Source organism: Nocardiopsis sp. MG754419 (assembly GCF_018207095.1).
GTDB lineage: Bacteria > Actinomycetota > Actinomycetes > Streptosporangiales > Streptosporangiaceae > Nocardiopsis.
This window is the reverse complement of the sequence record NZ_QOCZ01000011.1, coordinates 17140-43916: the sequence shown is the minus strand read 5'-3', so window position 1 is coordinate 43916 and position 26777 is coordinate 17140. Positions and strand designations below refer to the sequence as shown.

Here is a 26777-nt window from a genome sequence, read left to right as displayed (position 1 = left end):
GAGCCCCGGAAAAGTTATGATCTGCTAGCCGAACATCCATTATGTCCTCGCATCTGAGACGAGTAAGTTCATCCCATGCCCACCTTCCAGATCAGTGAGGCCGCGGAGCTGCTCGGTGTCAGCGCCGACACCGTCCGCCGCTGGGTCGACTCCGGACGGCTGCCCGCGGAGCGCGACGCCTCGGGACGCCGCCGCCTCGACGGAGCCGAGCTCGCCGCCTTCATGCGGGCCGGCGCCGACGACGACCCCGGTCGTCGCGTCTCCTCCGCCCGCAACCGCTTCCAGGGGCTGGTCACCAACGTCGTCCGCGACCAGGTGATGGCCGCCGTCGAGCTCCAGGCCGGACCACACCGGGTGGTCTCCCTGATGAGCCGCGAGGCCGCCGACGAGCTCGGCCTGGAGGTCGGGACCGTGGCGACCGCGGTCGTCAAGTCCACCAACGTCATCGTCGAGACCACCGGAGAACACCATGCGTGAGTCCCTGCCCCGTCACCCCCGCGCGCGGGGCACCGCCCGCGGATCGATCGCCGCCCTGGCCGCGCTCACCCTGGCGCTCACCGCCTGCTCGGGTTCCGACACCGGAGACGGGAGCGAAGGCGCGGGAGAGACCGAGGCCAACGGACCGGCCGGCGAGCTCACCGTCTTCGCCGCCGCCTCGCTCACCGACGTGTTCGAGGAGATCGCCGCCTCCTTCGAGCAGCAGAACCCCCAGGTGGAGATCACCTTCAACTTCGCCGGCAGTAGCGAACTCGCCCAGCAGATCAACTCCGGCGCGCCCGCCGACGTGTTCGCCGCAGCCAACACCGCCACCATGGAACAGGTCGTCGAGGGCGAGGGCCTGGACGCCGACTGGGCCGCCGAACACGGCGAGGACGGGCGGGTCTTCGTCACCAACACGCTGCAGATCGCCGTGCCGCCGGAGAACCCCGCCGGGGTCGAGGGCTTCGCCGACCTGGCCGACGAGGACGTCGCGGTGGCCTTCTGCGCCGAGGAGGTGCCGTGCGGGGCCGCCACCCTGGCCGCCCTCGACTCCGCCGACCTGGACATCACCCCGGTCACCCTGGAGGAGGACGTGCGCGCCGTCCTGACCAAGGTCGAACTCAACGAGGTGGACGCCGGACTCGTCTACGCCACGGACGTCATCTCCGCCGAGGGCCGTGTGGAGGGACTGGACTTCCCCGAGGCCGAGGAGGCGGTCAACGACTACCCGATCGGCGTGCTCGGCGCCTCGGGCGACCCCGAACTGGCCGCCGCCTGGGTCGAGTTCGTCACCACCGAGGGCGCCCCGGTCCTGCAGGAGGCGGGGTTCGGCACCCCGTGACCTCCCTCGTGACCCGATCCGACCGGCGCGCCGTGCGCGCCCGGCCGGGTCGGGTGCCCTGGATCCTCGTCGTGCCGGCCCTGGTGGGCCTGGCGTTCCTGGTACTGCCCTTCGTCGGGCTGCTCGTGCGCGCTCCCTGGTCCACCATGGGTGCGCGTGTCACCGAACCCGAGGTGCTGACCGCACTGTGGCTGTCGTTGTCGACCGCCACCGTTGCCACGCTGGTCTCCCTGCTCCTCGGAGTCCCCCTGGCCTGGATGCTGGCGCGCACCGAGTTCCCCGGTCGCCGCTGGGTGCGCGCCCTGGTCACCGTTCCGTTGGTGATCCCTCCGGTGGTCGGGGGCGTGGCCCTGTTGCTGGTGCTGGGCCGCAACGGTCTGGTCGGGCGGTACCTGGACGACTGGTTCGGACTGACCCTGCCCTTCACCCCCGCGGCCGTGGTCATCGCCCAGGTGTTCGTGGCCATGCCCTTCCTGGTGATCAGCGTCGAAGGCGCCCTGCGGGGCGCCGACCGGCGTTACGAGGAGGCCGCCGCCACCCTGGGTGCCGGCCGCGTCACCGTCTTCACCCGGGTGACCCTGCCCATGGTGCTGCCCGGCATCGGCGCCGGCGCCGTGCTGTGCTGGGCGCGCGCCCTGGGCGAGTTCGGCGCCACCATCACCTTCGCGGGCAACTTCCCCGGCACCACCCAGACCATGCCGCTGGCCGTCTACATGGCCATGCAGCGCGACCCCGAGGCCGCCATCGTGCTCAGCCTCGTCCTGCTCCTGGTCTCCCTGGCCGTCCTGGCCACTCTGCGCGAGAGGTGGGTGAACGCCTGATGGTCGACCGATCCGCCCACGGCCCCCAGACCGACACGGCCCCGACCGACGCCGCGCCGATCGACACCGTCGCGGACGGACATCGGGGGCTCGACGCCGACCTCCGGTCGACCCGGGGCTCCTTCACGCTCGACGTCCGACTGTCCTGCCCGCCCGGAAGCATCCTGGCCCTGCTCGGACCCAACGGGGCGGGTAAGTCGTCCGCGCTGCGGGCCCTGGCCGGGCTGGTACCGCTCACCGGGGGCCACGTGCGTCTGGGCGGTGTCGACCACACCACCACCGCCGTGGAGCATCGTCCCGTCGGGATGGTCTTCCAGGACTACCTGCTGTTCCCACACCTGAGCGCTCTGGACAACGTCGCCTTCGGGCCGCGCTGTCAGGGCGTGGGGCGTGCCGAGGCGCGGGAACGCGCCCGGGCCCTGCTGGAGCACATGGACCTCGCCGACCACGTCGCCGCCCGGCCGCGGCGGCTCTCCGGTGGCCAGGCCCAACGTGTGGCCCTGGCCCGCGCACTGGCGGTCCGCCCCGGCATGCTGCTGCTGGACGAGCCCATGGCGGCCTTGGACGCGAGTACGCGCGTGGCGGTGCGGTCCCGGCTGCGGCACCTGTTGGAGGAGTTCGACGGGGTGACGGTCCTGGTCACCCACGATCCCCTGGACGCCATGGTGCTGGCCGATCACATCGCGGTCATCGAGGGCGGCCGGCTCGTACAGGAGGGCACCCCGGCGGAGGTCGCCCGGCGCCCCCGGACCACCTACGTCGCCCGCCTCGTGGGCCTCAACCTGTTCCGGGGTCGGGCGCACGGCGACACCGTCACCCTGGGGGAGGACGGCTCGGACACGACGGCCACGGTGGCGGTGCGCGAAGCCCACCACGGTCCCGCGCTGGTCGCCTTCCCGCCGCGCGCGGTGGCGCTCTACCGGGACCATCCCCACGGCAGCCCGCGCAACATGTGGCGGCTCCGTGTGGAGGGGGTCGAGCGTTTCGGTGATCAGGTGCGGGTGCATCTGGAGGGGCCGCTGTCGCTGGTCGCCGACATCACCCCGGCGGCCCTGGCCGAACTCGGGCTCGCCCGTGGCGAGGAGGTCTGGGCGGGGGTGAAGGCCGCCGAGGTCGAGTGTTACCCCGGGTGAGGTCGAAGGACCCCGTGCAGGTGAGGTCGGGTGGTCCTTCCCGGGGGAACGTTCGGCCCGTCCTTACGAATCGACCAAATCGGACGAATAAATCCTGTGGGCGACCGGGTAAGCGCCACGTGCCCGGGGGAGACTGTTAGCACCCGGCGACGACACAGTCCTTCCCCCGGCGGCCGAGGAGGGTGCCATGTCCCTGAGAGAGCACGAGCGGCGGATCCTCGCGCAGATCGAGAAACAGCTCAGTGAGGACGCCCCGGAGCTGGCCGGCCGTCTGGAGGCCTTCGGGACGGAGGACCCCGACGCCCCGGTCGACCCCGGTCTGCAGAGTTGGAGACCCTGGGTCGCCTGCGCCCTGATCGCCGCGGTCACCGCGGCCCTGCTGGTGCTGCTGTTCGTGGTGACGCCGAATGCGCCACAGCCGGAACAGCCCAGGCCCGCGGGAACCTCGGAGAGCAGCCAGGGCGTCGACACCGGCGACCCGGGACCGGCGCCCGAGGGGGAGCCCGTGAACGACCCGCCCGCGCCCGCCGGCCCGGCCGGATAGTCGCGTCCCCGGGAGAGAAGCGTCCGGGGAACGCGGCGGTGGCCGGTGCGCCCCCTGTGGGATGCCCGGCCACCGTCGGCGGTGACGGAGCGGGCGGGGCTCAGCCCACTCCGCCGGTGACGTGGGAGGCTCCCGCGCCGAGGGCGCCCGCCGTGTAGGTCACCGTGGTGAAGGAGACGGAGCCGTCGGCGCCGACGACGCTGTGGACCATGGTGAGGGAGGCCCCCTCGGGGCCCGCCCGGCCGTCCTGACTGTGGAAGCGCGCGTCCGCCGCCGCCAACGCCGGTGTGCCCAGGGCGAACCCCAGGGCCAGGACGGTCGTGGTGAGGGTGCGACGGGAAAGGGTCATGGGCGATGTCCTTCGTGTGAACGGGGAAGGAGGGGCCGGCGCGGTGCGCACCGGCCCCCGTCTCTCTCGGGGTGTGATCGGCGGGCCCGTGTCCCGGGTCAGGGCCCCGGGGTGCCTGTGGTCATCGCCCGCCGCACACGTCCGACTCCGCTAGCGGGCGCCGCTGATGATGTCGCCCTGGGCCGCGCCCCACGGGCCCGCGTGGTCGAAGCTGTGGACGTAGATGGAGCCACCCTTGCCGTGGCCGTGCCCGTGACCGGCGGCGGAGAAGACGGACTCCTGACCGGCGCCCAGGGGCCCCGCGTAGCTGCCACCGGCGGCGTAGAAGCTGTCGGCCATGGCCACGGCGGGCGCGCCGAAGGCGAGCGCGGGGGCGACGACGGCGGCGAAGGCGATGCGGCTCACGGTCTTACGGTTCATCAACGATTGTCCTCTCAGTGCGATCCATCCGGGATGCCCATTTTCGATCGGGCGCCGTTCGGATCACTGTGGTTCGTCCGAGTGAAGCCGGTGTCCGGCTTCCACCCCATGAGATATCCACTCGACCGTTCCGTCAATCGTCGATGTGCGAAATAAGGCTAAACAAAAAAGGAGTCCACGTGACTCGACCATTGCCCTCGACACGCGCCTTGCTGCTTGGGTTCTGCGGCCCGGTGGTCCCTGTCGGCGGCGTTCGCGGCCTGCGGGGTGACTATGTCGGAACATGTCCACCGGCCTCCTCGCGTGTTCGTGTCGCGTCGTGAACGAACATTCTCAGGGGTTCACGCGGGCGGCGTAAAAATCCGTGCAACGGCAAATTCGAGAAAGGCAGACCTCCTTCATGAAAACGTCTCATGGGAGTGCAGTTCGAAATGTGAGGTGCTTTTCTCCGGGGTGTGCGGCATAAGCGGATGAACGGCCTGACCGGATGATTCATGGTGGTACGTACGACCGTGCCGCGCCCCGCGGGCGGGACCGGGATCGCCGGTCCCGCCCGCGTGTGGTCACGGTTGCGCGTGCGGCCACGCCCCGATGCCGGGGCGCGTCGCCTGCCTGGGGGAGGGATCGGTGGCAGGGCGGCGTGTGATCGGAGGTCCCCGCCCCGACACCGGGCCCGTCCGTGGTCCCGCGCGCACACTCGGGTCGGGGGTGACGTGATCGCCGCGCGAGGAGGTTCACGGCTCCGGTGTCACTGACGGGTGCGCCGCACCCGGATGCTCGTGCGAGTCAGTCGTCCTCGCGGTCGACGGAGGGGGCCAGCCGACCGTTCGCGAGGTCGCGAAGCGCCGCCAGGTGCGCGTCGAAGGCCCGTCTGCCGTGCGACGTGAGGGCGACCGTCGTGGTGCGTCGCGCGTCCGCCCGGGAGGGCGAGGCGGCCTTGTCGGTGCGCACGTAGCCGAGCGCGACCAGACTGCGCAGGGTCTTGGACAGGTTGGCCTCGCTCAGGCCCAGAGTGGAGCGCAGGACCGCGAAGTCCGCGCTGTCGACGGGCCGCAACAGTCCACAGATTCGGAGGCGCGTGGGCGCGTGGATGGCCTCGTCGAAACGCGGGTCAGGCTCCACGGCGCAACTCGGCGTCGTAGGCGCGATCGTAGGCCAGGCAGCCCGCCCACATCATGACGAAGGTGAACGCGGCGGTGGCGGCCACCCAGGGTTCTCGGTCCATGAGCGACAGGGCCAGGGAGGTGATCAGAAGGAGCACGACGAGCGCGCCGAGCACGATGAGCAATGCCAGGCTTCGCGGGCCCGCCGTGCGGCTGATCGCCAGGCCGGTCACCCTCTTGTAGGCGAGCACCAGGGAGATCAGGGCGACGCTTCCCAGAGCGACGACGACGCACTGGATCAGGGGCGAGGGGGCGGCTGGGGAGGCGACGAAGGCGGTGGTGACCGCGGCGATCCCGGGATAGAACCAGGGCGGCGTGACGATGCGGTCGGCCAGTGCCGAACGGTCGGCGTTCAACGCGTCGAGCGCGGCACGGGCCCCGTCGGGTGTGGGGTTCTGGGGCGACTGATGACTTTCCATGGAGTCAAGTGTTTCACTTGACCAGTGGTTGAGCAACCGGGGGCGGTCTCTCCCGCCGACCCCTCGACACGACGAGGGCCCCGCCGAACGGCGGGGCCCTCGTGACGTCGGGTGCGGTTACAGCCCGTTGGTGAACTTCGCGGCCAACGGACCGGCCACGGCCGAACCGCCACCGCCGCCCTCGACCACCAGCGCGAACGCCACATCGCCCTTGTAACCGACCATCCACGCGTGGCTGGGCAGTTCGTCGTCCTCGTCGGCGTCCTCGGCCGTCCCGAACTCGGCGGTGCCCGTCTTGCCGAACACCTCACCGTCGAAGTCGACGTCCTCGGCGGTGCCCTCGGTGATCACCGCGCGCATCATCGGACGCAGAGCCTCGGCGTTGCCGATGGCGGTCGGCTCCGGCAGGTCGTCCTGGCTCGGCTCGGTGACCAGCACCGGGTGCCGCCACGATCCGTCCGCCACCGCGGCCGGCACGGTGGCCATGTGCAGCGGGGAGGTGAGGATCTGTCCCTGGCCGATGCCCTGCGCGCCCATCATGGTGCTGCTGTCCACCGCCGGGAAGCTGGGCTCGTGGGTGCTCACGCCGATGTCCATCGCCTTGTTCATGCCGAACTGCTCGGCACTGGACTGCAACGTCTCCGGGGTCAGGTACTCCCCGATCTCGTGCACCAGCGCGGTGTTGCAGGACGTCGCGAACGCCTCGGTCACCGACTGATCGCCGTACTCGGCGCCGCCCGCGTTACGGAACGGCCAACCGCCCAGGTCGTACTCCTCGGGACAGTCCATGGTGGCGTCCACCGACAGACCGTTGTCCAGCAGCGAGCTGTAGGTGACGATCTTGAACGACGAACCGGGCGGGTACTGGCCCTCGAAGGCCCGGTTGAAGCCGCCGGGCACGTTCACCGCGGCCAGGATCTCGCCGGTGGACGGTCGGATCGCGACCAGCCCCGCCGGGTCGTCGGCGTCGATGATGGCGCTCGCGGCGGCGTTCTGGACACCCATGTCGAAGCTGGTCGTGATCGACTCGCCGTCGGATCCGTCCAGGGTCGCCACCGTGTTCTCCTCGGTGGCCTCCAACGAGGTGGGATCCTCGGCCTCGGCGGCGTCCACCATGAGGATGGTGGTCGCCGCCTCACCGGCCAGACGCTCCTCGTAGGTGCGCTGCAGCCCGGTCTTGCCGACGGTGTCGCCGACGCTGTACGCCGGACCCAGCCGCTCGACGTCGTCCTCGTCGGCCTCGCCCAGTTCGCCCGCGATCATCTGCAGCGAACCGGAGGCGTCGGGGGAGTCCAGACGGGTGCCGTCGGCCGCCTCGATGGCGCCGCGCTCGCCCCACACGGCGGTCCGCGCCAGCACCTGGCCCTCGCCCAGACCGGGGTAGGCGACCTCGGGGGAGAAGTCGACCCACCATTCGCCGTCCTCGCGCACCAGCGGAAGCTCGCCCTCCCAACCCCAGTCGTCGGCGTTGGTCAGCGAGACCGTCACCTCGTAGTCGGCGCTGCCCGTACCACCGTCGGTGACCGGTGTGCCGATCTCCACGTCCACCGCGTCCACACCGAGACCGGTGTCGATCCCGCCGAGGATCGCCTCGGCGTCGTCGCCGATGGTGACCGCCGCCAGCCGGGCGAAGTCCTGTTCCTCCCAGGCACTCTCGTACTCGGAGGTGGCCTCCTCCGGCTGGGGCAGGGTGTAGACGTACCACCCGGCGGCGCCACCGACCAGGGCCAGCACGACCACGGTCGCGACCAGCCCGATGATCAGCCCGCGGCGGGACTTCTTCTTCGGCGGGGGACCGGGCTCGTAGGCGTCGTCGCCGTAGGGGTCCTCGTCGTGGGGGCCGTGCGGCCCTCCGGGCCCACCGGTCCCATGGCCGCCGGCACCGCCGTAGAGGTACTCGTACCCTTCCCCGCGGTGCTCCTCCTGTGACCGGTGGTCCTCGTCGCCGCGCAGCGGGGCCGAACCCGGGTACGGGGTGTCGCCACCGTAGGTGGGCTGCCCGCCGTAGGGCGTCTGCCAGGACTCCGACGAGGAGGGCTCCCGCGGGTCCTGCCCCCAGCCGCCCTGCGCGCCACTGTTCGCGGCGCCCCAGTAGTCCTCACTCGAGGGTCCGGAACCGGCCGGAGCGGACCCCGCCTCGGCTGGGGCGTCCCATCGGTCCTCTCCCGGGGCATGGGCGGACCAGTGCGTGGAGGAGGGTTCGGGGTCGTTCGTCTCGCCCCAGGAGGGGTTGGCTCCGGCGCCCCAGGTGGGCTCGGGGCGCTCGTCCCAGGTGTTCTGGGTCCGCTCGCTCTCGGAGGGTCCGGTTCCTGTGTTCCAGGTGGGCCCGAAGTCCTCCGCCGGGGTTCCCCGGTCCTCGTACTGCGAGGTCGCGGCGGGCGTGGACCACTGGTCGTGCGCGGGCTCGGCGGGCCGGTCCCAGGAGGCGTCGCCGCCGTCACCGGGGGTGTCCCATCGGTCCTCGGCGGGGCGTTCCCACGACGGTTCGTCGGGAGCGCGTCGGCCGGCCGCGCCGTCCTCGCCGCCCGTCTCCGGAACCGGTGCGCCCCAGCGTTCCCGATCATCGGTGCCAGGGGTGTGGCCCCAACTGTCCTGGGCGGCGGGCGGTTCCGGGGTGAGCCCCCACCCGGTCGGGGTGGGCTCCGGCTCGCCGAAGCGCGCCCGGTCGTCCTGCTCGTGGTCGAGGGGCGCGGACGGCGAGCGGTGGTCCTCGGAGGGGTCCCACGGTGCGTTCTCGCCGGAGCCCGACCGGTCTCCGGGCCCGTCGGAGCCGAGGGGGTCCTCACTCGCCTCGCGCGGCGATTCCCAGGCCTCGGTGGAGGGGCCGCTCGACTCCGGCTCCGGCTCGGCCGGGGTGACGGGGTCCGCGGGGCGCGGGTGCTCGAAACCGAAGCCGCCGGTGTCCCGGGGACGGGACCCGGGGGGCCGCTCGGGGATGCGGTAGGGGTTCTCCGGGCGCGGCTGACGCGCTTTCGTGCCGTCCGACAGATCGTCGGGCGGTCCGGAGGAATCCGGCTGCCGGGGGGACCGCTCGTCCACGCCTGACCGTCCTTCGTTACGTTTCCTGGAGATACCACGATGCCCCGCTCCCACCTCGGTGGGAGCGGGGCACGAGGATGATGGTCGGCATGGCGGTCGCCTCTCGGCGCGGGGCACAACGGGGCTCCTGGCCGTCCGGTCCGTCCCACCCCGAAGGGCGGGTGCCGGACGCGGTATTCCGCGAAGGCAATAGTTGAGGCCCGGGGGACACTTGCTACCACACCGACCAACAGTGACTCTAACCCATCGGCTCGGGGAGTTGTTCCTCGAACCTGGAGAGAGCCGCATGCACAATCTCACGGTGCCAGAAGAGGCGGGGGCGGGTAAAGAGCGAAGGCCGGTCCCGCAGAGGGGCGCGGGACCGGCCGGGAAGCTCACACGCGGCTACGCCAGGCGTGCGGCGTTGGTCTGGTCCTCACGGCTGAGGAGCTTGAGGCGCTTGCGGCCGCGCTCGGCGCCCAGCTCCTCCTCCCTGGCCTCGATGCGCTGCCAGCCCTCCCAGGTCGTGTAGCCGACGCCGCGCTCGGCGAGCAGGGCCTCGAACGCCACCGGGTCGGGCTCGGTCGCCGGGGTGAAGGACGCGCGGTCGGCGACCAGGTTGGTGATGGTCTCCAGAGCGTCGCCCTTGGTGTGGCCGATGAGGCCGACCGGGCCGCGCTTGATCCAGCCGGTGGCGTAGACGCCGTCGATGTGGTTCTCGTCCAGGTCCAGGACGCGCCCCTCGGAGTTGGGGACCACACCGCGCTCCTCGTCGAAGGGCAGGTCGGCCAGGGGCGAGCCCAGGTAACCGATGGCCCGGTAGACGGCCTGCACCTCGGTGTCGACGTACTCACCGGTGCCCCGGACGTTGCCGTCGCCGGTGAGTTCCATGCGCTCGGTGCGGATGCCGGTGACCCGGTCCTCGCCCAGGATCTCCACGGGCGCGTTGAGGAAGTGCAGGTGCAGACGGCGCTCGGCCCCGCGCGGGTCGCGGATCGCCCAGTTCTGCAGGACCTTCACGTTGGTCTTGACCTGGTTGGAGTCCTCACAGGCCTTGAGGCTGCCCTCGTCCATGTCGAAGTCCTCGGCGTAGACCAGGACCTCGACGCCGGGCTGCTTGTCCAGCTCGCGCAGCTCCATCGGCGTGGCCTTGCACTGGGCGATGCCGCGCCGGGCGAACACGTGGACGTCGGTGATCCCCTTGGCGCGCAGACCCTCGTAGACGTTGTCCGTGATGTCGGTGGACAGCAGGTCGTCGGCGTCCTTGGCCAGGATGCGGGCGACGTCGACGGCGACGTTGCCCGCGCCGATCACGGCGACGCTGGTGCCGTCGACGTGCCAGGACGGGTTGACGTCCGGGTGGGAGTCGTACCAGAAGACGAAGTCTGCGGCGCCGTGGTTACCGGGCAGGTCGACGCCGGGGATGTCCAGCGGGCGGTCGCGGTCGCTTCCGGTGGCGAAGATGACCGCGTCGTAGTGGCGGCGCAGGTCCTCCAGCTTGAGGTCCACGCCGTACTCGACGTTGCCGTAGAAGGTGATCTCGGGCTTGTCGAGGATCTTGTGCAGCGCTCCCTGGATCTGCTTGATCCGGGGGTGGTCGGGGGCCACGCCGTAGCGGACCAGACCATACGGTGACGGCAGCTTGTCGAGGATGTCGATGCTGACGGACGTGCCGCACGCGGACAGGGTCTCGTCCTTGGTGAGCAGGTCCGCGGCGTAGATGCCCGCCGGGCCCGCACCCACGATTCCCACTCGCAGTGGTCGCGTCATCGCACAGCTCCAAGTCTTCGCGCCAGGGTCGGACGCCATCAAAAGGTAAGGCTTGCCTAATCTATCCGGTGGGACCACCGGGAAAACCTACTATACGGGTGGGGAATTCTGCTCCCGTCCCCAGGGTGAGCACGAGCGCCCCACCGGGACCCCGGTGATCGGAATCCAGGCCAGGGGCCGGATCCACGCTCGACGAAGGGTCCCTCAGTTGGGGGTCAACGCCCCGTCAAGGGCGAATCAGCCCGGTGTCGGCTGTGGGGAAAGTCACTGCTGTTCCAGTTCCGCCTTGACCGACGCGGCGAACCGGGCCACCTGGTCCTGCCCCGACAGTTTGGCGATCGCGTCCATGATCGCGTCGGTCGCCTCCCTGCGGGGCCTGGCCTTGTCCGCCCGGCCCTCCCAGGGGGAGAGGTCCACCGGCTCGCCGAAGCGGATCCCCACCCGGTTGAACGAGGGCAGTCTGCGGCCCGGGCGCAGGATGCGCTCGGTGCCGGTCAGCGCGACCGGGATCACCGGCGCGCCCGTGGTCAGGGCCAGCCAGGCCAGGCCGGTCTGTCCTTTGTACAGGCGCCCGTCGGGGGAGCGGGTTCCCTCAGGGAAGATACCGAACACCTCGCCGCCCCGCAGAACGGCCAGGCTGTTGTCCATGGCCTCCTGGGAACTCTGCCCGGGGCGGCGGTCCACCGAGAGCGGGCCGAGGGCGCGGAGCGCCCGGGCCACGGTCCTCTTCAGCAGGGTGCTCTCGTCGAACAGCTCCCGCTTGGCGATGAAGCGCACCTCTCTGCGGCAGGCGACGCCGATGAAGAGGGGGTCGATCAGCGCCAGATGATTGGCGGCCAGGATCACCGGGCCGCTCTCGGGCACGTGGTGCGCGCCCTCCACGTGTTGGGGCCACATCATGCGGGTGGCGGGCGCGACGACGACCTTGGCCGCTCCGTATAGTGACACGATGGAGTCGCCCCTTCTCGGTGGGTGAGTGCGGTGGGGTTCCGCGGGCGTCGAGGGGATCGACGGCCCGCGATGGTGTCCTTCGAGCTTAGCGGTGGCCCGGGGGGCGCAGGTCGGGCGCGGGGCGCCGGGGGCCCCGGACCACTGTCGTGACCCGAGTCACGGGCGCTAGGCTGATGGTCTAGACCTCTGGCACAGGTCAGGGGCGCTCCTGCCGGACGTGAGCGAGGAAGCACAGCCATGCCGAAACTGGTCGACGTCAGCCACCAGATCACCGACGCGATGACCACCTGCCCGGGTCTGCCCGAACCGGTGCTCAAGGAGAGCACGACCGTCGCGGGAGGCGTCCCCGGTCACGGCGACAGCAGTGGCCGCGTCTCGATGGTCGGGGCGACCGGAACCTACGTCGAGATCCCCGCCCACCCCTACCGCGACGCCGCCGACCCCGCCGACCTCGACCTGGAACGCGTCGCCTGTCTCCCCGGCGTCGTGGTCGACGCCACGGGGGATCGCCGGATCGGCCCGGAGGCCTTCGCCGGGCTGGAGCTGCGCGGCCGCGCGGTCCTCATCCGCACCGGCTGGGACCGGCACTGGCGCACCGAGACCTACGGCACCCACGACCACCCCCACCTCACCGAGACCGCGGCCAAGACCCTGGTCCAGGCCGGGGTCGTCCTGGTCGGGATCGACTCGATCGGGGTCGACGACACCTCGCCCATCGCCGAGGGTTCCCGGCCGGCCCAGGCCACCCTGCTCACCGCCGGCGTGCCGATCGTCAGCCACCTGTGCTTGCTCGACCGACTTCCCGCGGAGGGCTTCACCTTCCACGCGGTTCCGGCCAAGGTCCGCGGGATGGCGGCCTTCCCGGTCCGGGCGTTCGCCGCGGTCGACGAGGACTGAACCCGAGGCCGGGAGAGGTCGGAGCGGTCGGCTCCCCGGGGTTCGGAGCGCCGGGTGATGGGCGCCGGGCCCGCCGCTTCGCCGCTACAGGTCGGCGTCCACGTCCCGCTGGGCGCGACGCTGCTCGCGCCTGGCCCGCCGTTCGGCCTCCTGCTGGGCCGCGCGCTCGTCCTGGGCCACGGCACTGGTCATGGCGTTGGCGAGCGCGCGCAACTCCATGTTGATCCGGGGGTAGGCGGGCAGTCGGGGCAGGGCGCCCAACCGCGGGGTCCGACGCTCCTCCATGGCCGCGATGAGCTCACGGAAGGCCAGATCGACCCGTTGCAGCGTGATGGTGCCCGCCGGTTCGGGGCTGCGGTCCTGGGAGAGCGCGGCCAGTGCCAGATAGCCGATGCGCTGGGTGGCCACCACCACCGGCCACAACGGGCGGGTGGAGGCCGCCCGGGGCACGTCGCCGATCGCGCTGTCGTACACACCGCGCAGGTTGACCGTGGCGGCCCTCATGTCCCGCCGCAACCGGTAGCGGCGTTCCTCGGTGATCTCCACGTCCTGGTCCAGGACCGACTGCATGCACTGCCGGGTGCTCTCCAGCACGTTCGCGATGGTCTGCGGCAGCCGGGTGGCGGAGGCCTTGCGCCACAGCAGCAGGGCTCCGGCCAATCCGAACGCCGACCCCACCAGGGTGTCGATGATCCGGGACCCGGCCAGTTCCGCCGCCGGGTAGGGGTTGGCCGTGTAGGACAGCAGGAGCGCCATCGGGGTCAGCAGCACCGAGGCGTAGAAGAAGTTGCGCGCCACCACCAGCTGGGTGGCGCCCTGGAGGAGCCCGGCGACCACGATCACCACGGCCAGCGGAAGGTCGAGCACGAGCAGACCCACCCCGGCCAGGACGCCGAGCAGGGTGCCCAGGGAGCGCTGCACCGAACGGTTGAGGGTCAGGACCACGTTGCCGCCCTGGAGCACCGCGGTGGTGGTGAGCGCCACCCAGTAGTAGTGGTCCAGCCCCATCCACAGTCCGAAGGCCCCGGCGGCGGTCACCGTCAGCCACATCCGCAACGCGGTGGGGCGGATCAGCGAGTTCTTGCCGAGACTGGAGCGCAGGGCGGTGCGCAGCGCGGGGTAGCGATCGTCGTGGAGGTCGGCGGTGCGCCGGTCGTCCTCGTCCTCCTCGTCGGCGCCGCGTCGCGCGGCCTGCGCCGCGCGGGACAGCAGGTTGTACAGGCGGGCCTCCAGGGAGCGGGGCCGCATGCCGCGACGCAGCTCGTCCAGGGAGTCCGGGTCGGGTGCGCGGTCCGGGTCGGCCACGGCCGACGCCATGCTCTCGGCGAACTCCGTGGCCTGCTCGGGCAGACGGGTGGGCCTGGCCAGGCACACCTGGGTCGCGGCGAGGTGGACGTCGGAGACCCACCGCAGGAGTGCGCGCAACCGGGCCGCCTCGGCGGTGGTGCGGTAGCCGCGGGTCTGTCCCAACAGCACGATGCGCCAGGCGTCCGCCACCGCCACCGACGCCTTGTGCTGGGCGTGGTCGAGTTCGGGGGTGCCCACGGCCCGGAGCAGGGTCGCCAGTGCCCGGTAGGCCCCGGCCACCGCCTGGTACTCGGGGTGGCGGGCGCGCACCGGGGCGCCGGACATCGACACGGCCCAGCCCACGGCCGCGCCGAGGGCGGCCACGAGCGCGTGCAGCGGCACGTCGGCGGGTCCGCCCGGGGCGATGGTGGAGATGGTGGCGACCAGCACGAAGAACATCGGGCCCGGCTTGTCCACGCGCCAGGCCGCGCACACCCAGGTGGCCAGGCCCGCGGTCAGCCCGATCGAGACCACCGCGATCCACGGGGACAGCGCCGAGGCCAGGGAGTTGACCGCCACCGCGGCGACGAAGCCGAGACCGACCAGGGCGAGGGCGGCCGCGCGGTAGGCGTAGGGGGTCTTCTTCTCGTACAGGACCGTCATGGAACCCAGGGCGGCCAGCGTGCCGATCTGGGGGCCGAAGATCACCGCGGCCAGCGCGAACGACACCGTCATCGCGACGGCCGCCTGGACGGCGGTGGTCCAGGCCCAGGTCCCGGCCTCCAGACCGAAGAGCGCCTTGAGGTCGACCCGAGGACGGGGTCGCTCACCCACGGTCACGCGTTCGGGACCCTTCGTGGCTTCGCCTTCGCCCAGAGGCATCGGGCCGGTGTCACCAGTGGTTCCCAGATCTCGCACGACCACCATCCTAAGCCGAAATAACGGTACGAAAGGGGGCGTAAGTGATTGGCGGGGAGGGGGTCAGTGCGACCCGGCCTCGTCCCGCTCGGCGCGACGCAGCGCGTCGAGCTCCGCCTCGGCCCGTTCGGCGCGCTCCACGGCCAGGTCACGCCCCTCCTCGGCCAGCGCCAGCCGGGCGGCGCCCGCTTCGCGAGCCTCGGCCAGGGTCAGCTCGGCGTTGCGACGCTGCGTCTCCAGCTCCGTGGTGAGACGGTCGCGGTCCGCGGCCAGGCGCTCCAGTTCCGCCGTCAGGCGGCTCCGCTCGCTCTCGGCGGCAGCCCGATCGGCCTCGGAGCGTTGCTCGGCGCGTTCCCGTTCGCTGTCGAACCGGTTCCGTTCGACCTCCAGGTCCTGGGCGCTCCGCCGGGCGCGGTCCTCCGCGGACTCGGCGCGGGTGCGGGCCTCGCGCGCCGCCAGGTCGGCCTCCTCGCGCAGTCGTGACTGCTCGGTCAGCTCCGTGCGGGCCCGCACGGCCTCGCCTCGGGCCTGGTCCAACCGCAACGCCGCATCGGTGCGCTCGCTCTCCAGGTCGGCGCGGGCCCGCTCGACCGTCTCGGCGATACGGCGTTCGGCGCCGGCCAGACCGGCGTTGGCCTCGGCCACGGCGGCGTCGCGCTCCGCACCGGCGATCCGGGCGGTCTCGACCGCCCGGTCGCGCTCGGACTCGGCGGCGTCCCGGCGCGCGAGTGCCTCCTCGGCCATGCGCTCGGCGCCCTGGGTGTCCGTCACGGCCGCGGTGGTCGCCTCCTCCGCGGCGCGCCGGGCCGCCTCCGCCTCACGGCGGCGGTTCTCGGCCTCCAGCCGGGCGGAGTCGGCCTCCGAGACGCGACGGGAGGCCTCCAGGCGGGAGGCCTCCACCTGGGCCTCCGCGGCGGCCGGGTCGGACATCGTCGCGAAGGACTCGGTGGCGGCGTCGAGGGTCGTGCTCAGCTGTTCCGCCTGGACCGCGAAGCGGGTGAGGAGGTCGTCGGCGCGCAGTCGGGCCGCGGTGACGGGTTCGGCGGACCGGGGCGCGGCCGCGGGGCCGTGCTCCCGCTGCTCCGCGCGGGCCTCGCTCTCGGCGCTCTCGGCCTCCTGCGCCAGCCGTTGGCGCTCCTTCCACGCCCGCCAGCGGGTGTGTTCGGGCAGGTCGCAGTACTGTGGCGGACGCCCGGGGGAGGAACCGCGGGGGACCGGTCGGGTACAGCCGGGGAAGACACAGGTGTTCGCATCGGAGGCCACGGGGCGAGCGTAGCGTCTTCGCCCCCTGTGCCGCCGGGGTGTGTCGCGGGCGCGGCGGCCCTCGCCAGGGGTGAGCCCCCGTGCGGGACGTGGGTGAGACCGCACGGGGGCTGTTCAAGGGGAGGTCGTCGACGCCGATCGGTCAGTCGTGGGCGCCGAAGCCGTCGACGCGGCACACCATCGTGGTGACGAAGGGACGGAAGCCCTCCTGCTCCAGGAAACGGATGTCCTCGGAGGCCGTGGCCAGGGCGGAGAACTCCACGTCCCGGACGTTCATGGCGGCCAACTGTCGACGGACCTCCTCCAGGAGTTTGGACCCGACCCCGCTGCCGGTGTACTCGGGGTCGATCGCGAAGGTCTGCACGACCGCGACGCGCTCGCCCCGGTCCCAACTGCCCTGCGCGTTCTCGCGGAGCGTCACCATCGCGTACCCGGCCAGGTCACCGTCGTGCTCGGCCAGGATCGCCATGGTGTCGGGGTCGGCCAGCCAGGACAGGTACTGCGCGCGACGCCGGCGCCAGGACTCGTCCAGGCTCACGGCGCTGATGATGTCCTCGAGGTGGGGAGCGGTCACCGTGTGCTGTTGGTGGAGGGCACCCCACAGGTCCGCGAGCTCCTCGACCTCGTGCACGCCGAGGTAGCGGAAGCTGAGAACACCGACGTTGGTCGGTCGAGGTTTGGTCATCAGCGAAGTTTGCATCTTCTTCTCACCCGTTCCACCAGCTTGGGTACAGAGTCCCTGGGGTCCGCGCGGTACGGGCCCGTGGTTGAGCTGTGGGTCTGACTGTACGTGCCGGTATCGGCCGGAAAAGGCGCGACACGAGGAAAACGATGCAGCACATCGCTAGAGAAGAAGAAGTGCGAATCTTTCTTCCTTGGTGGTTCCTGTGAGGCGGTGTGCCGACGGGCTGGACAGTGTGCACCGAATCACGCGCAAAGAGCCTGTCATCGGACCGAAATCACGTCGAAACCTGGGCGTTCTGCCATAAATTGGGAGACATGATCGACGTTCGGCGCTTGCAGCTCCTCCAGGCCCTCGACCACCACCGCACGGTGGCCGGTACAGCGGAGGCGCTCAACGTCACACCCTCGGCGGTCTCCCAGCAGTTGGCCGCTCTGGCCAAGGAGGCCGGCGTGCCCCTCGTGGAGCGTCAGGGGCGTCGTTTCCTGCTCACCGGCGCCGCCCGGGTGCTGCTCGAACGCGCGCACGTGATCTTCGCCGAGATGGAGCGGGCCACCGCCGACCTCGCCGAGTACGCCGCCGGTGATCGCGGGGTCATCCGTGTCGGCTCCTTCTCCACCGGGATCAGCGACCTCGTCGCCCCGGCCCTGGCCCGGTTGCGCGACAGCCACCCCGGATGGAGTTTCGAGGTGGTGCAGGCCGAGCCCGAGGAGAGCGCGGAGATGGTGCGCTCGGGCCGCCTCGACGTGGCCGTGACGATGTCCACCAGCCACCTTCCCGCCGCGGGGGACCCGGACTTTCGCAGCGACCCCGTGATGGTCGAGCTCTTCGACGCGATCCTGCCCTACCAGCACCCCCTCGCCACCCGCACCAGCCTCCATCTGGCCGGCGACCTGGCCGAGGAGGACTGGATCCTGTCCGCGCCGGGCACCGCCTGGAACGCCTGCGTGACCGCCGCCGCCAACCAGGCCGGCTTCCAGCCTCGGGTGGTGCACACCGTCGACGACTTCAGCGCGGTGTTCTCGATGGTCCAGGCGGGCCTGGGCATCGCCCTGATGCCCCGCCTGGCCTGGACCGGCCTCAACCACCCGCAGATCGTCGTGCGCGGCGTGCGCGAGACCGCCCGCCGCCACATCATCGTGCTCTCCCGCGCCGGGGCCACCCCCGAACCTCTGCTGACCGCGGTCCGCGAGGCCGCCAGCAAGGTTCCCGTGCCGTCCGTGGGGCCCTTCGCCGTCGCCGGCTGACCGACCCCGATCAGTCCGGCGCCCTCGACCAAGGCAGGGGCGCGACGTCGTCGAGCACGTCCTCGGCCGCCTGGTGCAGGTAGGCGGCGACCACCCGGATCGGCCGCCAGGACCAGCCTCCGGTGCGCCCGGCGAGGTACACCTGACGCACACCCCCCAACTCGCCCAGGGGAGCGTGGGCCACGCCGCGCCGGGTGGTGGTCGACAACCGCGGCACCACGCCCACGCCGAGCCCGGTGGACACCAACTCCTCGAACAGCTCCAGGGTGTCGATCCGGTGCACGATCCTGGGGGTGAACCCCGCGTCGGCGCACATCCGGTGCACCAACGCCTCCTCGTCACCGCGGTAGGGGCTGGCGATCCACGCCGCGTCGGCGAACGCGCGCAGACGCCGTCGGGTGAGGGTCCGACTGTCCGCCCCCTGCGAGGGTTGGGACAACAGCAGTCCCTCGGTCCCCACCGGATACACCTTCAGCGTCCCCGGGAATCGTCGGGGGAGCAGACTGTACTGGTACACCACCCCCAGATCCGTGGCCCCGTCCTGGAGCAACGTCAGCGCCTGCTCCGACTCGTGCTCGGTCAGGTGGATGTCGATACCGGGGTGATCACGCCGCAGGCGTCGCAACGCGGGCAGCACGATCGGGGCGGCCGAGGTGTACATGACCAGGTCGACGCGGCCCACCGGGGCGCCCTCGCCGTCGAACTCCGCCTGGGCCGCCTCCACCCGCGCGAGGATCTCCACCGCGTGCTCGGTGAGCCTGCGCCCAGCCGGGGTGAGGCGTACCCGGCGTCCGTCCGGGGCGAGCAGGGGCGCTCCGGCCTCCTTCTCCAACACGGCGAGGTGTTTGGAGATCGCCGAGGTGCTCATGCCGGTGACCTCGGACACAGCCGCCATGGTGCCGAGTCGGTCCAGCTCCACGAGCAGGCGAAGTCGGGTGAAATCCATCCACCGAAACTACATGGTTCATCAACCAAGGGTTCGTGGACAGAAACGAAGGGCTCCGATCCAATGGTCGGGTGATCCGCTCCTTCCTCCCCTCGCACAGCCGTGCCCGTTTCCAGGTCCCGGCTCCGTTGATGCTGCTCATCGGCATGTTCACGCTGCACACGGGCAGCGCGCTCGCCGTCACCGCCTTCGAGCACGCCGGCCCCGCCACCATCACCTGGCTTCGGCTCAGCTGGGCCGCGCTGCTGTTGCTCATGCTCGGTGGCCGCTCCCTCTGGCGGGCCGTGCGCGCGGCGACGCGTCGTGAGCTCGGCGCCGTGGTGATCCTGGGCACAGCGAGCGCGGGGATGATGCTGTTCTACTCCGAGGCGACGGCGCGGATCGACCTGGGCACCGCCACCTCCATCGAGTTCCTCGGCACGCTCGTGGTGGCCGTCGCGGCCATGCGTCGCCGCCGTGAACTGGTGTGGATCGTCGCCGCGGTCGTCGGTGTCGTGTGCCTGACCCGCCCCTGGGCCGGCCAACTCGACCTGGTCGGTATCGGCTTCGCGCTCGCCGGCGCGGTCTGCGTGGTCGGGTACATCGTCCTCACCCAGAAGGTCGGCGCGGGGTTCGGTGCCGTGCACGGACTGACCCTGTCTATGGTGGTGGGTGCTCTGGTCACCGCCCCGTTGGGCGCGCCGGGCGCGATCGCCGATCCGAACCCGGAGCTGATCGGCTTCACCCTGCTCATCGCGCTGCTGTTCCCGATGGTGCCGTTCCTGCTGGAGATGGTCGCCCTGCAGCGGATGAGTCGGACCGCCTACAGCACGTTCTCCAGCCTGGAGCCGGCGGTGGCCCTGGTCATGGGAATGATCGTCATCGGTCAGGCACCCGTCACCGTGCAGTTGGTGGGTATGGGGTTGGTGGTGGTCGCCGGGATCGGAGCGGCACGGGGTGACCGCGGTTCCGGTCCGGTCGTCCCAGAGAAGAAGCTGGTGCGTCAGCGCCACGTCCGGACGGGTCCGGGGGCGAAGGACGGCGTCCCCGGGCCGCATCCCCTTGAGGGGGAGGGGCGGGAGAGGGTTCCCGCGCCCGCCGAGGTCCCCGCGCCCCACGGAGTGGGGGAGTGGGAACGGGATCGCGGGGTGGCGGTCTGAGGCGGTGGGCGTTCGGGGCCTTCGCCGCGGACCTGCGGTCGGTCCCCGACACGGTCGGGGACCTTCGGTGCCCGGGGTGTGATGGCCTCTACCGCGCGATCGCGCCTTCGGTGTCTCTCCGGATCTCGGGGGGCATCGCCCGTGGGCGACCGGACGAACGTCCCCCGCAGGTCCGGCGCGGGTGCTAGCCCTCTTCGGCAGGGGGGAGTGTGACCCCTTCGGCGATGTCGCGCAGTGCTCGGACGTGCTGATCGAAGGCCGTACGCCCCTGCGAGTTCAAGGCCAGGGACGTGCGGGTGCGCCGTCCGATCCGGAACTTCTTCACCGTGACGTAGCCGGCGTCCTCCAGGGTGGAGATCTGCTTGGAGAGCACGGAGTCGCTCACCTCGACCAGGTCGCGCAGGACCCGGAACTCGATGCTGTCCGCGGAGGCGAGGGCGGCCATCACGGAGAACCGGACGGGGGAGTGGATGACCTCGTCGAGTCGGCTGCGCGGATGGATCACTGTGCGCTCCTGCTGCGGCGGAGCGCGATGAGGCCGGCGATCGACGATGGCAGGGCGCTCACCACGGCCATCGGGACCCACCAGGTCAGGTCGCCGGGGAAGACGTACATGCCCACGAAGATGGTGGTGCCGTAGATCGCCGTCCACGCGGCGAGGCTCCACAGGTGCAGGTGGCCGTAGCCGCGCGGGGTGACCGGTTGCCGGTTCGCGTACGTGATCAGCAGGAAGATCATCGGCAGCGCCACCGAGCTGCCGATGATCGCCCCGGTTCCGGAGTTCGTGACGCCCATGGTCAGGAGCAGGCCCAGGCTCGTCATCCCGAACGCGATGCCGTAGATCGCGTACCAGCCGCCCATCGGGCGGACCTTCCGATCCATCGCCCGGGCCCGTTCCAGCGCGTCCCAGGCGTCGTCCCTGTGCATATGCGTACCTCCAGCGGTCGTCATGTTTCTATGTTGGCACTCACTTTCCAAATTGGCAAGTAGAAAGAATCCTCCCCGGGGCCCCGCATGACACGTCCCACGCCCCCGAGAAGCGCGTTCACACCGCCGGATGCACTAGCTTGGTGCGAATCATGGCCGAGAGAACAGACCTCGAACTTCTGCGTGCCCACGAACCGGTGCTCATGTGCACCGAGGGCGAACTCTTCTTCCCCACCGAGGTGGACGCCTACGTACGCAACTGCAGCCTCTGGATCGAGGAACCCGGCGGGCGGGAGAGCGTCATCGTCCCCGCCGGAGACCTCACCCTCGACCGCCTGGCCCAGGCGGAGGAGGAGTGGCCGCACCGACACAAACACCTGCGCTTCGTGCAGGAGGAATCGCTGCGCGAGGAGGCCCGCCGCTTCAAGGGCATCGCGCGCTCGGTGATCCCCAAGAGCGGCCGACTGGCCGCCGTGGGCGTGCTCGGCCGCGTCCTCGACATCCTGATGAAGCTGTCGCTGCTCATCCGCGGCGCGGTTCCCGGCGGCGTCACCTTCGCCGCGGTCACCCGCTACCGCGAGCGCGTCGACAACGGTGGGGCGACCTATTACGGTCGCGTCACCCGCGAGGGCGGCTACATCGTCCTCCAGTACTGGCTCTTCTACGCGATGAACGACTGGCGCACCATCTACGGTGGGGTCAACGACCACGAGGCCGACTGGGAACGCGTCACCGTCTACGTGGTGGAGAACCCGGACGGCACCACGCGCCCGGTGTGGGTGGGCGCGTCCTCGCACGAGTACCACGGCGACGACCTCCGTCGTTCCTGGGAGGACCCCGACCTGCACCGGGACGGCGCCCATCCGATGATCTACGTCGGCGCGGGCTCGCACTCCCACCAGATGCTTCCCGGCGACTACCTCATCCAGGTCGACCCGTCCTTCCTGCGCGGGCTCGTCCGCGCCTGGCGCAGGCTCGGACACCGCCTCTTCCGTGCCGACAGCGCCATCAACCGGCACGGCATCGGTGTGCCCTTCGTGGACTACGCGCGCGGCGACGGCGAACGCCTGGGTCCCGGCGGCGACCGGGAGTGGAACGCCGTCCTCATCGACGACGAGACCTCCTGGGTGAAGGGCTTTCGCGGCCTGTGGGGTCGCGACACCCGAGACTTCTTCGACGGCGAGCGCGCCCCCAGTGGTCCTCGCTACGAACGCGACGGCAGCATCCGCCGCTCCTGGGCCGACCCCCTCGCCTGGGTGGGTCTGCAGAAGGTCGCGCCCACCGAGGCCGCCGCCCGCGCGGAACTGCGCGCCCACGTCGAGAGTCTCGACGCGCAGGTCAGCACCCACGACGCCGACATCGTGCGCCGTCGCGACCGGCTCCGGCAGTTGGAGGCGGCGCGCCTGGTCCTGGACCGTGAGGCCCAGTCCCGGCCGCGCTCGCGCGAGTACGGCGAGCAGATCGAGGAACTGGAGGGCGAACTCGCCGAGGTCTACGAGAAGCGCGTCCTGACCGCGGACGAGCGTGACACCCACCGGCGCGCGCTCGACGGCGACGTGCCCCTGGTACCCCCGCCCACGGGACACCTGCACGCCCCGCACATGCCCTACGCCTCCGGGGACCAGCGCACGGCCCGGTTCCTGCACCTGTGGGTCGCGTTGAGCACGCCCCTGCTGCTGCTCTCCCTGGCACTGACCCTGTTCCTGCTCGACGGTCAGATGACCCTGTGGGCCATGCTCGGGGTCGTGCTCCTGTTCGCCGCCATCGACTCGGTCGCCCGCCGCAAGTTCGTCCAGTACCTCACGGGGCTCGCGATCGCGGTGCTCGTCATCGGGTTGGTGGTCGGTGTGGTCATGGCGTTCGTCGCCGACTGGCGGATCGCCGTCACCGTCCCCATCGTCCTCATCGTCGTGGTGCTGCTGGTCGTCAACGTCCGCGACCTCATGCGCCGCTGAGCCGGTGCCCCGCGCGGGTCCGGCCCCGCGCGGGGCACAATGGGGACATGGACGATGCCCTGTTCGGCTCCCCACCGGTGACCGTGGCGCCCGGAGCGGTCCATCTGCCCGGGCGGCTCCCGTTCGAGACGCAACTCGACCTCGTCCGGCGGTGTCGGGAGTGGGCGCGCGGACCCGCCGGGATGCGACGGCACCGCATGCCGCGCGGCGGCCTCATGAGCGTCGAGATGGTCTCGTTGGGGCGTCACTGGCGCCCCTACTCCTACAGCCGCACCCTGCCCGACGGCACCCCGGTCCGGCCCTTCCCGGAACTGCTGGGCGCGCTGGCCGCGCGCGCGGTCCGTGAGGCCTACGGCGCGCCCCACGAGGGGGACCCCTACGACGTCGCCCTGGTCAACTTCTACGACGCCGACGCCCGTATGGGCATGCACCAGGACCGCGACGAACGCTCCCGGGCCCCCGTCGTCTCGCTCAGCCTCGGCGACACCTGCGTCTTCCGGTTCGGCAACACCGAGAACCGCAACCGGCCCTACACCGACGTCGAACTCCGCGGCGGCGACCTGTTCGTCTTCGGCGGCCCCTCCCGCATGGCCTACCACGGGGTGCCGCGCGTACGTCCCGGTACCGCCGACCCGGCACTCGGTCTGGTGGGGCGGCTCAACATCACCCTCCGGGCCTCCGGCGTGGTCGACTGACCGGGCGTGTCCTCCCCGCCGCCGGCTGCCGCGCACGTCAGGATCGGTGCGACGGCACGGTGGAAGGGGAACCCCGGAGCATGACCGAATCCGCGCCCGAGCGCACCATGGCCCTGGGACGGAAGGGCGCGGCCCTGCCCACCGACGCCCCACCGGGGGACTGTCGGATCGTTCTGTACCGGGAGGGGGAGCGGCAACGCGAGGTGGACACGCTCGCCCGGGCCCACGAGGACCTTCGGGCCGACCCCTCCCTGTTCGCGTGGGTGGAGCTGAGTTCACCCAACCGGGAGCAGCTCACGGAGGCCGCCCGCCGGTTCGACCTGCCCCGGCTCGCGGTGGAGGACGCGATCGTCGCGCACCAGCGGCCCAAGGTCGAGAGCTACGGGGACGTGTTGTTCGTGGTGCTGCGTCCCGCCTCCTACGACGAGGCGCAGGAGACGGTCCACGTCGGTGAGGTCCACGTCTTCGGGGCCCGCGGCGTCGTCATCACCATCCGCCACGACACCCGGATCGACTTCGCGCCGATCCGCGCCCGACTGGAGGAGCATCCCCGGTTGATGCGCCACGGCGCGCTCGGGGTGACCTACGCCGTCCTCGACCGGGTGGTCGACGACTACGCGCCGGTGATCGCCGCGCTCCAGGAGGACGTCGACGACGTGGAGAGCCAGGTCTTCGCGGGGGAGAAGGGCGCCTCCCGGCGGACCTACCGCCTGGCCCGCCAGGTCATCGCGCTGCAACGCGCCGTGGACCCGCTGGGTGAGGTCCTGCGCATGCTCATGACCCCGCGCGAGGGCGCCGATCGACCCCTGCCCGCGCCGCTCCGTCCCGCCGAACGGCACCTGGACGAGCTGCGCGAGTACCTGCGCGACGTGGCCGACCACGTGTCCGTGGCCGGCGAACACGTGGACGGGTTCCGTCAACTCCTGCAGAACATCATGGCGGTGGAGAGCAGCCTCATCGACCAGGCCCAGAACGAGGCGATGAAGAAGGTGTCCTCCTGGGGCGGGATCCTGGTGGTGCCCACCCTCATCTCCTCGATCTACGGCATGAACATCGCCCCCGTGCACGGGTACCACTGGCTGTTCAGTTGGCCGCTCACCCTGTGCGCCATGGTCCTCATCGGACTGGGGCTGTACATGGTCTTCAAACGCAACGGCTGGCTGTAGGGGCGCCGGCCGGCCCCGGGCACGAGGCGTGTTCTCAGGGGGCGAGCAGTCGGCGGATCTCCTCGAGGTCCGCCTGCGCCGTGGTGGCCTGCTCCTCGGCCCGGGCACGCTCGCGACGCCACTCCTCGCTCGCCTGGGAGATCCGTGTGTCCACCTTCTGCAGATCCTGCGCCCGATTCCGTTCGAAGGTCTCCCTCTCCTTCTGGGTGGAGTGGTAGGCCAGCCCGATGCCGCCCAGGGCGCACAGGGTCAGCAGCCACAGGAAACCCTGCATCGTCAGCAGCGCCAGGATGAACAGCACGACCGCGGAGATCCCCGCGATCCACAGCATGGTGCGGGCGTCACCGCTCTCCTGCGTGTGCGCCATGACCCTGCGTCGGGCCTGGTCCAACTGCCGGCGGTCGGCCCCGTTCGCGGTGATGGTGACGGCGACGCCCCGCACGGAGACGCTGGTCTGCTCCGGTGCGGGCTCGGCGGCCTGTTTCGCCAGGGTCTCGGCGCTCTCCAACACGGTGGCGCGCTGGAGCACCAGGGCGAAGGTCCGGCGGTGCGGGGGCGCCTCCTCCGAGGTCAGGTCCTGTGTCAGCAGGGTGTGGACCTCCTCGACGCTCTCCCCCCAGGAAGGGAGGGTCACCTCTTCGCCGCCCGCCTCGATGACGGCGCGCAGCCGGTTCGCCTCGGCGAGCAGGGGAGCCTCCTCCGGGCCGCCCTCCTCCACCAACAGACGCAGGGCCCGGTGGAGGTAGTCGACGCTGGCACGGTCCGGGGCGTGCACCTCGGTGGAGGTGTCCTCGACGCCCAGCGCGGTGACGTGGGCGACGCGCTCACGCAGCCCGGTCAGCCGCCCGGCGGCCGACGACCGGTCGGGCCCGCCTCGCCCGTCGGAGGCCACGAGCCAGGTGCCCACCTCCGGTGCCCGGATGTTCTGGGCCGACCAGTGACGCAGGGTGGACAGCAGCAGGCGTTCGCGGGCGTCCTCGCCGAGCGAGCCGTCGGCGCTCAGCAGCCACAGGGCGCGTTGACCGCGGGTCATCCGGCTGTCGGGCGCGGGCAGGTGGGGGAGCAGGTCCGCGGCCACGTCCTCACCGAGGGCCCGGGCGTGCTCGGCGCTGGTGAGCGCCGCGGCCAGCGCGGCGAAGCTGTGCGCGCGTTCGGGGTCGATCTCGGCGGCCTCGTCGAAGCGCACCCGCGCGCCGGGGAGGTCGCCGTTGAGCAGGGCGTGCAGGCCGCGGGCGGCGGGCACCAGCCAGTAGCCGGGCACGTCGTCGAGTTCGAGGGTGCCGAGCGCGGCGCCGTCGATCATCTGGAGCGTGCGGTGGCGGGCGATGGCCGCGCCGTCGAACATGGCGAGGGTGACGCGGAGGTCGCTGAGTTCGATGAAGGCGTCCAGGGTGGCCGAGACCCGGTCGAGCCGCTGTTCCACACCGCCCCGGAGCCGGCTCAACTCCGAGCGCATGTGCTTGCGTTCTCGGGCCATGTGCGAGTGCGCGCTGCTGAGGCTCTCCTCCAGCTCCCGGATGCGCACGTTCTGTGAGTAGTCGGTGAAACTCATGCCTTCGCCCTTTCTGCGGCGCGCTCATGGGGTCGTGTGCGCGCTGAAGGTTCTGACGGCGCGGGACGGGATCCGGTTCGGCGCACGAGGTCTCGGCTCGGTCGACTTTTCGAGTGCACTCAGGGTGTTGTCATGATCACCCAGGGGTGGTTGCTCCGAGGGTCGGCGTGGAACACAATTGGGAGCGCTCCCAA

At 71.4% G+C, this 26777-nt stretch carries 25 protein-coding genes; 11 read left to right on the top strand and 14 right to left on the bottom strand.

What is annotated here, in order from left to right:
• The first annotated feature begins 75 nt into the window (after positions 1-75).
• The 5 genes from DSY14_RS03790 to DSY14_RS03770 all read left to right on the top strand — a co-directional run bounded on the left by DSY14_RS03790 (position 76) and on the right by DSY14_RS03770 (position 3819).
• Positions 76-477, top strand: a complete 402-nt coding sequence (locus DSY14_RS03790) for a molybdopterin-binding protein (protein WP_211715019.1) — start codon at positions 76-78, stop codon at positions 475-477.
• Positions 470-1321, top strand: coding sequence for a molybdate ABC transporter substrate-binding protein (gene modA, locus DSY14_RS03785; protein ID WP_211715018.1), 852 nt, complete (start codon positions 470-472; stop codon positions 1319-1321). The genes DSY14_RS03790 and modA overlap by 8 nt, the downstream gene beginning before the upstream one ends.
• Entirely contained in the window at positions 1318-2142 is an 825-nt protein-coding gene (locus DSY14_RS03780) for an ABC transporter permease (protein WP_211715017.1), read from the top strand. Before modA ends, DSY14_RS03780 begins: the two co-directional genes overlap by 4 nt.
• Positions 2142-3275 (top strand): ABC transporter ATP-binding protein, encoded by a 1134-nt coding sequence (locus DSY14_RS03775; protein ID WP_211715016.1) that lies wholly within the window; start codon positions 2142-2144, stop codon positions 3273-3275. Before DSY14_RS03780 ends, DSY14_RS03775 begins: the two co-directional genes overlap by 1 nt.
• A 187-nt stretch (positions 3276-3462) precedes the next feature.
• A complete protein-coding gene (locus DSY14_RS03770) occupies positions 3463-3819 on the top strand; it encodes a DUF3040 domain-containing protein (RefSeq protein ID WP_211715015.1) in 357 nt (118 codons plus the stop codon).
• A gap of 100 nt (positions 3820-3919) precedes the next feature.
• Here the strand turns inward: DSY14_RS03770 and DSY14_RS03765 are convergent, their stop codons facing one another.
• The 7 genes from DSY14_RS03765 to DSY14_RS03735 form a co-directional block, all read right to left on the bottom strand.
• Positions 3920-4168, bottom strand: a complete 249-nt coding sequence (locus DSY14_RS03765) for a hypothetical protein (RefSeq protein ID WP_211715014.1) — start codon at positions 4166-4168, stop codon at positions 3920-3922.
• A gap of 150 nt (positions 4169-4318) precedes the next feature.
• A complete protein-coding gene (locus tag DSY14_RS03760; protein WP_211715013.1) occupies positions 4319-4588 on the bottom strand; it encodes a hypothetical protein in 270 nt (89 codons plus the stop codon).
• Between the two features lie 786 nt (positions 4589-5374).
• Positions 5375-5710 carry a transcriptional regulator gene (locus tag DSY14_RS03755; RefSeq protein ID WP_211715012.1) on the bottom strand — a complete coding sequence of 112 codons (336 nt, stop codon included), beginning with the start codon at positions 5708-5710 and terminating at the stop codon, positions 5375-5377.
• Positions 5700-6170 (bottom strand): hypothetical protein, encoded by a 471-nt coding sequence (locus DSY14_RS03750; RefSeq protein ID WP_211715011.1) that lies wholly within the window; start codon positions 6168-6170, stop codon positions 5700-5702. The genes DSY14_RS03755 and DSY14_RS03750 overlap by 11 nt, the downstream gene beginning before the upstream one ends.
• Before the next feature lie 117 nt (positions 6171-6287).
• Positions 6288-9209, bottom strand: coding sequence for a penicillin-binding transpeptidase domain-containing protein (locus DSY14_RS03745; RefSeq protein WP_211715010.1), 2922 nt, complete (start codon positions 9207-9209; stop codon positions 6288-6290).
• Positions 9210-9593: 384 nt separating this feature from the next.
• Positions 9594-10940 carry an FAD-dependent oxidoreductase gene (locus DSY14_RS03740; protein ID WP_211715036.1) on the bottom strand — a complete coding sequence of 449 codons (1347 nt, stop codon included), beginning with the start codon at positions 10938-10940 and terminating at the stop codon, positions 9594-9596.
• Positions 10941-11222: 282 nt separating this feature from the next.
• Positions 11223-11906 (bottom strand): 1-acyl-sn-glycerol-3-phosphate acyltransferase, encoded by a 684-nt coding sequence (locus DSY14_RS03735; protein WP_211715009.1) that lies wholly within the window; start codon positions 11904-11906, stop codon positions 11223-11225.
• Between the two features lie 240 nt (positions 11907-12146).
• Here DSY14_RS03735 and DSY14_RS03730 point away from each other — a divergent pair, with 240 nt between their 5' ends.
• Positions 12147-12806: a cyclase family protein gene (locus DSY14_RS03730; protein WP_211715008.1), complete on the top strand. Its 660-nt coding sequence runs from the start codon at positions 12147-12149 to the stop codon at positions 12804-12806.
• 84 nt (positions 12807-12890) lie between these two features.
• Here DSY14_RS03730 and DSY14_RS03725 read toward each other — a convergent pair whose 3' ends face one another.
• From DSY14_RS03725 to DSY14_RS03715, 3 genes are all read right to left on the bottom strand, one after another.
• Positions 12891-14975, bottom strand: a complete 2085-nt coding sequence (locus DSY14_RS03725; RefSeq protein WP_211715007.1) for an FUSC family protein — start codon at positions 14973-14975, stop codon at positions 12891-12893.
• A gap of 99 nt (positions 14976-15074) precedes the next feature.
• Complete coding sequence (locus tag DSY14_RS03720) at positions 15075-16274, bottom strand: hypothetical protein (protein WP_211715006.1); 1200 nt, start codon at positions 16272-16274, stop codon at positions 15075-15077.
• Between the two features lie 142 nt (positions 16275-16416).
• Entirely contained in the window at positions 16417-16959 is a 543-nt protein-coding gene (locus DSY14_RS03715; RefSeq protein ID WP_211715005.1) for a GNAT family N-acetyltransferase, read from the bottom strand.
• Between the two features lie 314 nt (positions 16960-17273).
• Here DSY14_RS03715 and DSY14_RS03710 point away from each other — a divergent pair, with 314 nt between their 5' ends.
• Positions 17274-18203 carry a LysR family transcriptional regulator gene (locus DSY14_RS03710; protein WP_211715004.1) on the top strand — a complete coding sequence of 310 codons (930 nt, stop codon included), beginning with the start codon at positions 17274-17276 and terminating at the stop codon, positions 18201-18203.
• A gap of 10 nt (positions 18204-18213) precedes the next feature.
• On the opposite strand, the gene DSY14_RS03705 is transcribed toward DSY14_RS03710, so the two are convergent.
• On the bottom strand, positions 18214-19149 hold the full coding sequence (locus tag DSY14_RS03705; protein ID WP_211715003.1) for a LysR family transcriptional regulator: 936 nt from the start codon (positions 19147-19149) through the stop codon (positions 18214-18216).
• A gap of 71 nt (positions 19150-19220) precedes the next feature.
• Here DSY14_RS03705 and DSY14_RS03700 point away from each other — a divergent pair, with 71 nt between their 5' ends.
• Positions 19221-20288: a DMT family transporter gene (locus DSY14_RS03700; protein WP_211715035.1), complete on the top strand. Its 1068-nt coding sequence runs from the start codon at positions 19221-19223 to the stop codon at positions 20286-20288.
• 184 nt (positions 20289-20472) lie between these two features.
• Here DSY14_RS03700 and DSY14_RS03695 read toward each other — a convergent pair whose 3' ends face one another.
• Both DSY14_RS03695 and DSY14_RS03690 read right to left on the bottom strand, forming a co-directional pair.
• Positions 20473-20793: a transcriptional regulator gene (locus DSY14_RS03695; RefSeq protein WP_211715002.1), complete on the bottom strand. Its 321-nt coding sequence runs from the start codon at positions 20791-20793 to the stop codon at positions 20473-20475.
• Positions 20790-21239 (bottom strand): hypothetical protein, encoded by a 450-nt coding sequence (locus DSY14_RS03690; protein ID WP_249187283.1) that lies wholly within the window; start codon positions 21237-21239, stop codon positions 20790-20792. The genes DSY14_RS03695 and DSY14_RS03690 overlap by 4 nt, the downstream gene beginning before the upstream one ends.
• A gap of 128 nt (positions 21240-21367) precedes the next feature.
• Between DSY14_RS03690 and DSY14_RS03685 the strand changes: the two genes are divergently transcribed.
• The 3 genes from DSY14_RS03685 (at position 21368) to DSY14_RS03675 (ending at position 25031) form a co-directional block, all read left to right on the top strand.
• A complete protein-coding gene (locus tag DSY14_RS03685) occupies positions 21368-23170 on the top strand; it encodes a hypothetical protein (RefSeq protein WP_211715001.1) in 1803 nt (600 codons plus the stop codon).
• 47 nt (positions 23171-23217) lie between these two features.
• The gene (locus DSY14_RS03680) at positions 23218-23865 is read left to right on the top strand and encodes an alpha-ketoglutarate-dependent dioxygenase AlkB (RefSeq protein WP_211715000.1); all 648 of its coding nucleotides are present in this window, start codon (positions 23218-23220) and stop codon (positions 23863-23865) included.
• An 80-nt stretch (positions 23866-23945) separates the two neighbouring features.
• Entirely contained in the window at positions 23946-25031 is a 1086-nt protein-coding gene (locus tag DSY14_RS03675) for a magnesium and cobalt transport protein CorA (protein WP_211714999.1), read from the top strand.
• Between the two features lie 34 nt (positions 25032-25065).
• On the opposite strand, the gene DSY14_RS03670 is transcribed toward DSY14_RS03675, so the two are convergent.
• Positions 25066-26583 (bottom strand): hypothetical protein, encoded by a 1518-nt coding sequence (locus DSY14_RS03670; protein WP_211714998.1) that lies wholly within the window; start codon positions 26581-26583, stop codon positions 25066-25068.
• Positions 26584-26777 lie beyond the last annotated feature (194 nt).

Bases quoted from the DNA above. Each gene is read 5' to 3' on its own strand.
- DSY14_RS03680 (WP_211715000.1), top strand. From the start codon at position 23,218: ATGGACGATGCCCTGTTCGGCTCCCCACCGGTGACCGTGGCGCCCGGA.
- DSY14_RS03705 (WP_211715003.1), bottom strand. From the start codon at position 19,149: ATGGATTTCACCCGACTTCGCCTGCTCGTGGAGCTGGACCGACTCGGC.
- DSY14_RS03765 (WP_211715014.1), bottom strand. From the start codon at position 4,168: ATGACCCTTTCCCGTCGCACCCTCACCACGACCGTCCTGGCCCTGGGG.
- DSY14_RS03690 (WP_249187283.1), bottom strand. From the start codon at position 21,239: ATGACGACCGCTGGAGGTACGCATATGCACAGGGACGACGCCTGGGAC.
- DSY14_RS03715 (WP_211715005.1), bottom strand. From the start codon at position 16,959: ATGACCAAACCTCGACCGACCAACGTCGGTGTTCTCAGCTTCCGCTAC.
- DSY14_RS03725 (WP_211715007.1), bottom strand. From the start codon at position 14,975: ATGCCTCTGGGCGAAGGCGAAGCCACGAAGGGTCCCGAACGCGTGACC.
- DSY14_RS03675 (WP_211714999.1), top strand. From the start codon at position 23,946: ATGACCGAATCCGCGCCCGAGCGCACCATGGCCCTGGGACGGAAGGGC.
- DSY14_RS03760 (WP_211715013.1), bottom strand. From the start codon at position 4,588: ATGAACCGTAAGACCGTGAGCCGCATCGCCTTCGCCGCCGTCGTCGCC.
- DSY14_RS03685 (WP_211715001.1), top strand. From the start codon at position 21,368: ATGGCCGAGAGAACAGACCTCGAACTTCTGCGTGCCCACGAACCGGTG.
- DSY14_RS03790 (WP_211715019.1), top strand. From the start codon at position 76: ATGCCCACCTTCCAGATCAGTGAGGCCGCGGAGCTGCTCGGTGTCAGC.
- modA (WP_211715018.1), top strand. From the start codon at position 470: ATGCGTGAGTCCCTGCCCCGTCACCCCCGCGCGCGGGGCACCGCCCGC.
- DSY14_RS03770 (WP_211715015.1), top strand. From the start codon at position 3,463: ATGTCCCTGAGAGAGCACGAGCGGCGGATCCTCGCGCAGATCGAGAAA.
- DSY14_RS03750 (WP_211715011.1), bottom strand. From the start codon at position 6,170: ATGGAAAGTCATCAGTCGCCCCAGAACCCCACACCCGACGGGGCCCGT.
- DSY14_RS03710 (WP_211715004.1), top strand. From the start codon at position 17,274: ATGATCGACGTTCGGCGCTTGCAGCTCCTCCAGGCCCTCGACCACCAC.
- DSY14_RS03775 (WP_211715016.1), top strand. From the start codon at position 2,142: ATGGTCGACCGATCCGCCCACGGCCCCCAGACCGACACGGCCCCGACC.
- DSY14_RS03670 (WP_211714998.1), bottom strand. From the start codon at position 26,583: ATGAGTTTCACCGACTACTCACAGAACGTGCGCATCCGGGAGCTGGAG.
- DSY14_RS03730 (WP_211715008.1), top strand. From the start codon at position 12,147: ATGCCGAAACTGGTCGACGTCAGCCACCAGATCACCGACGCGATGACC.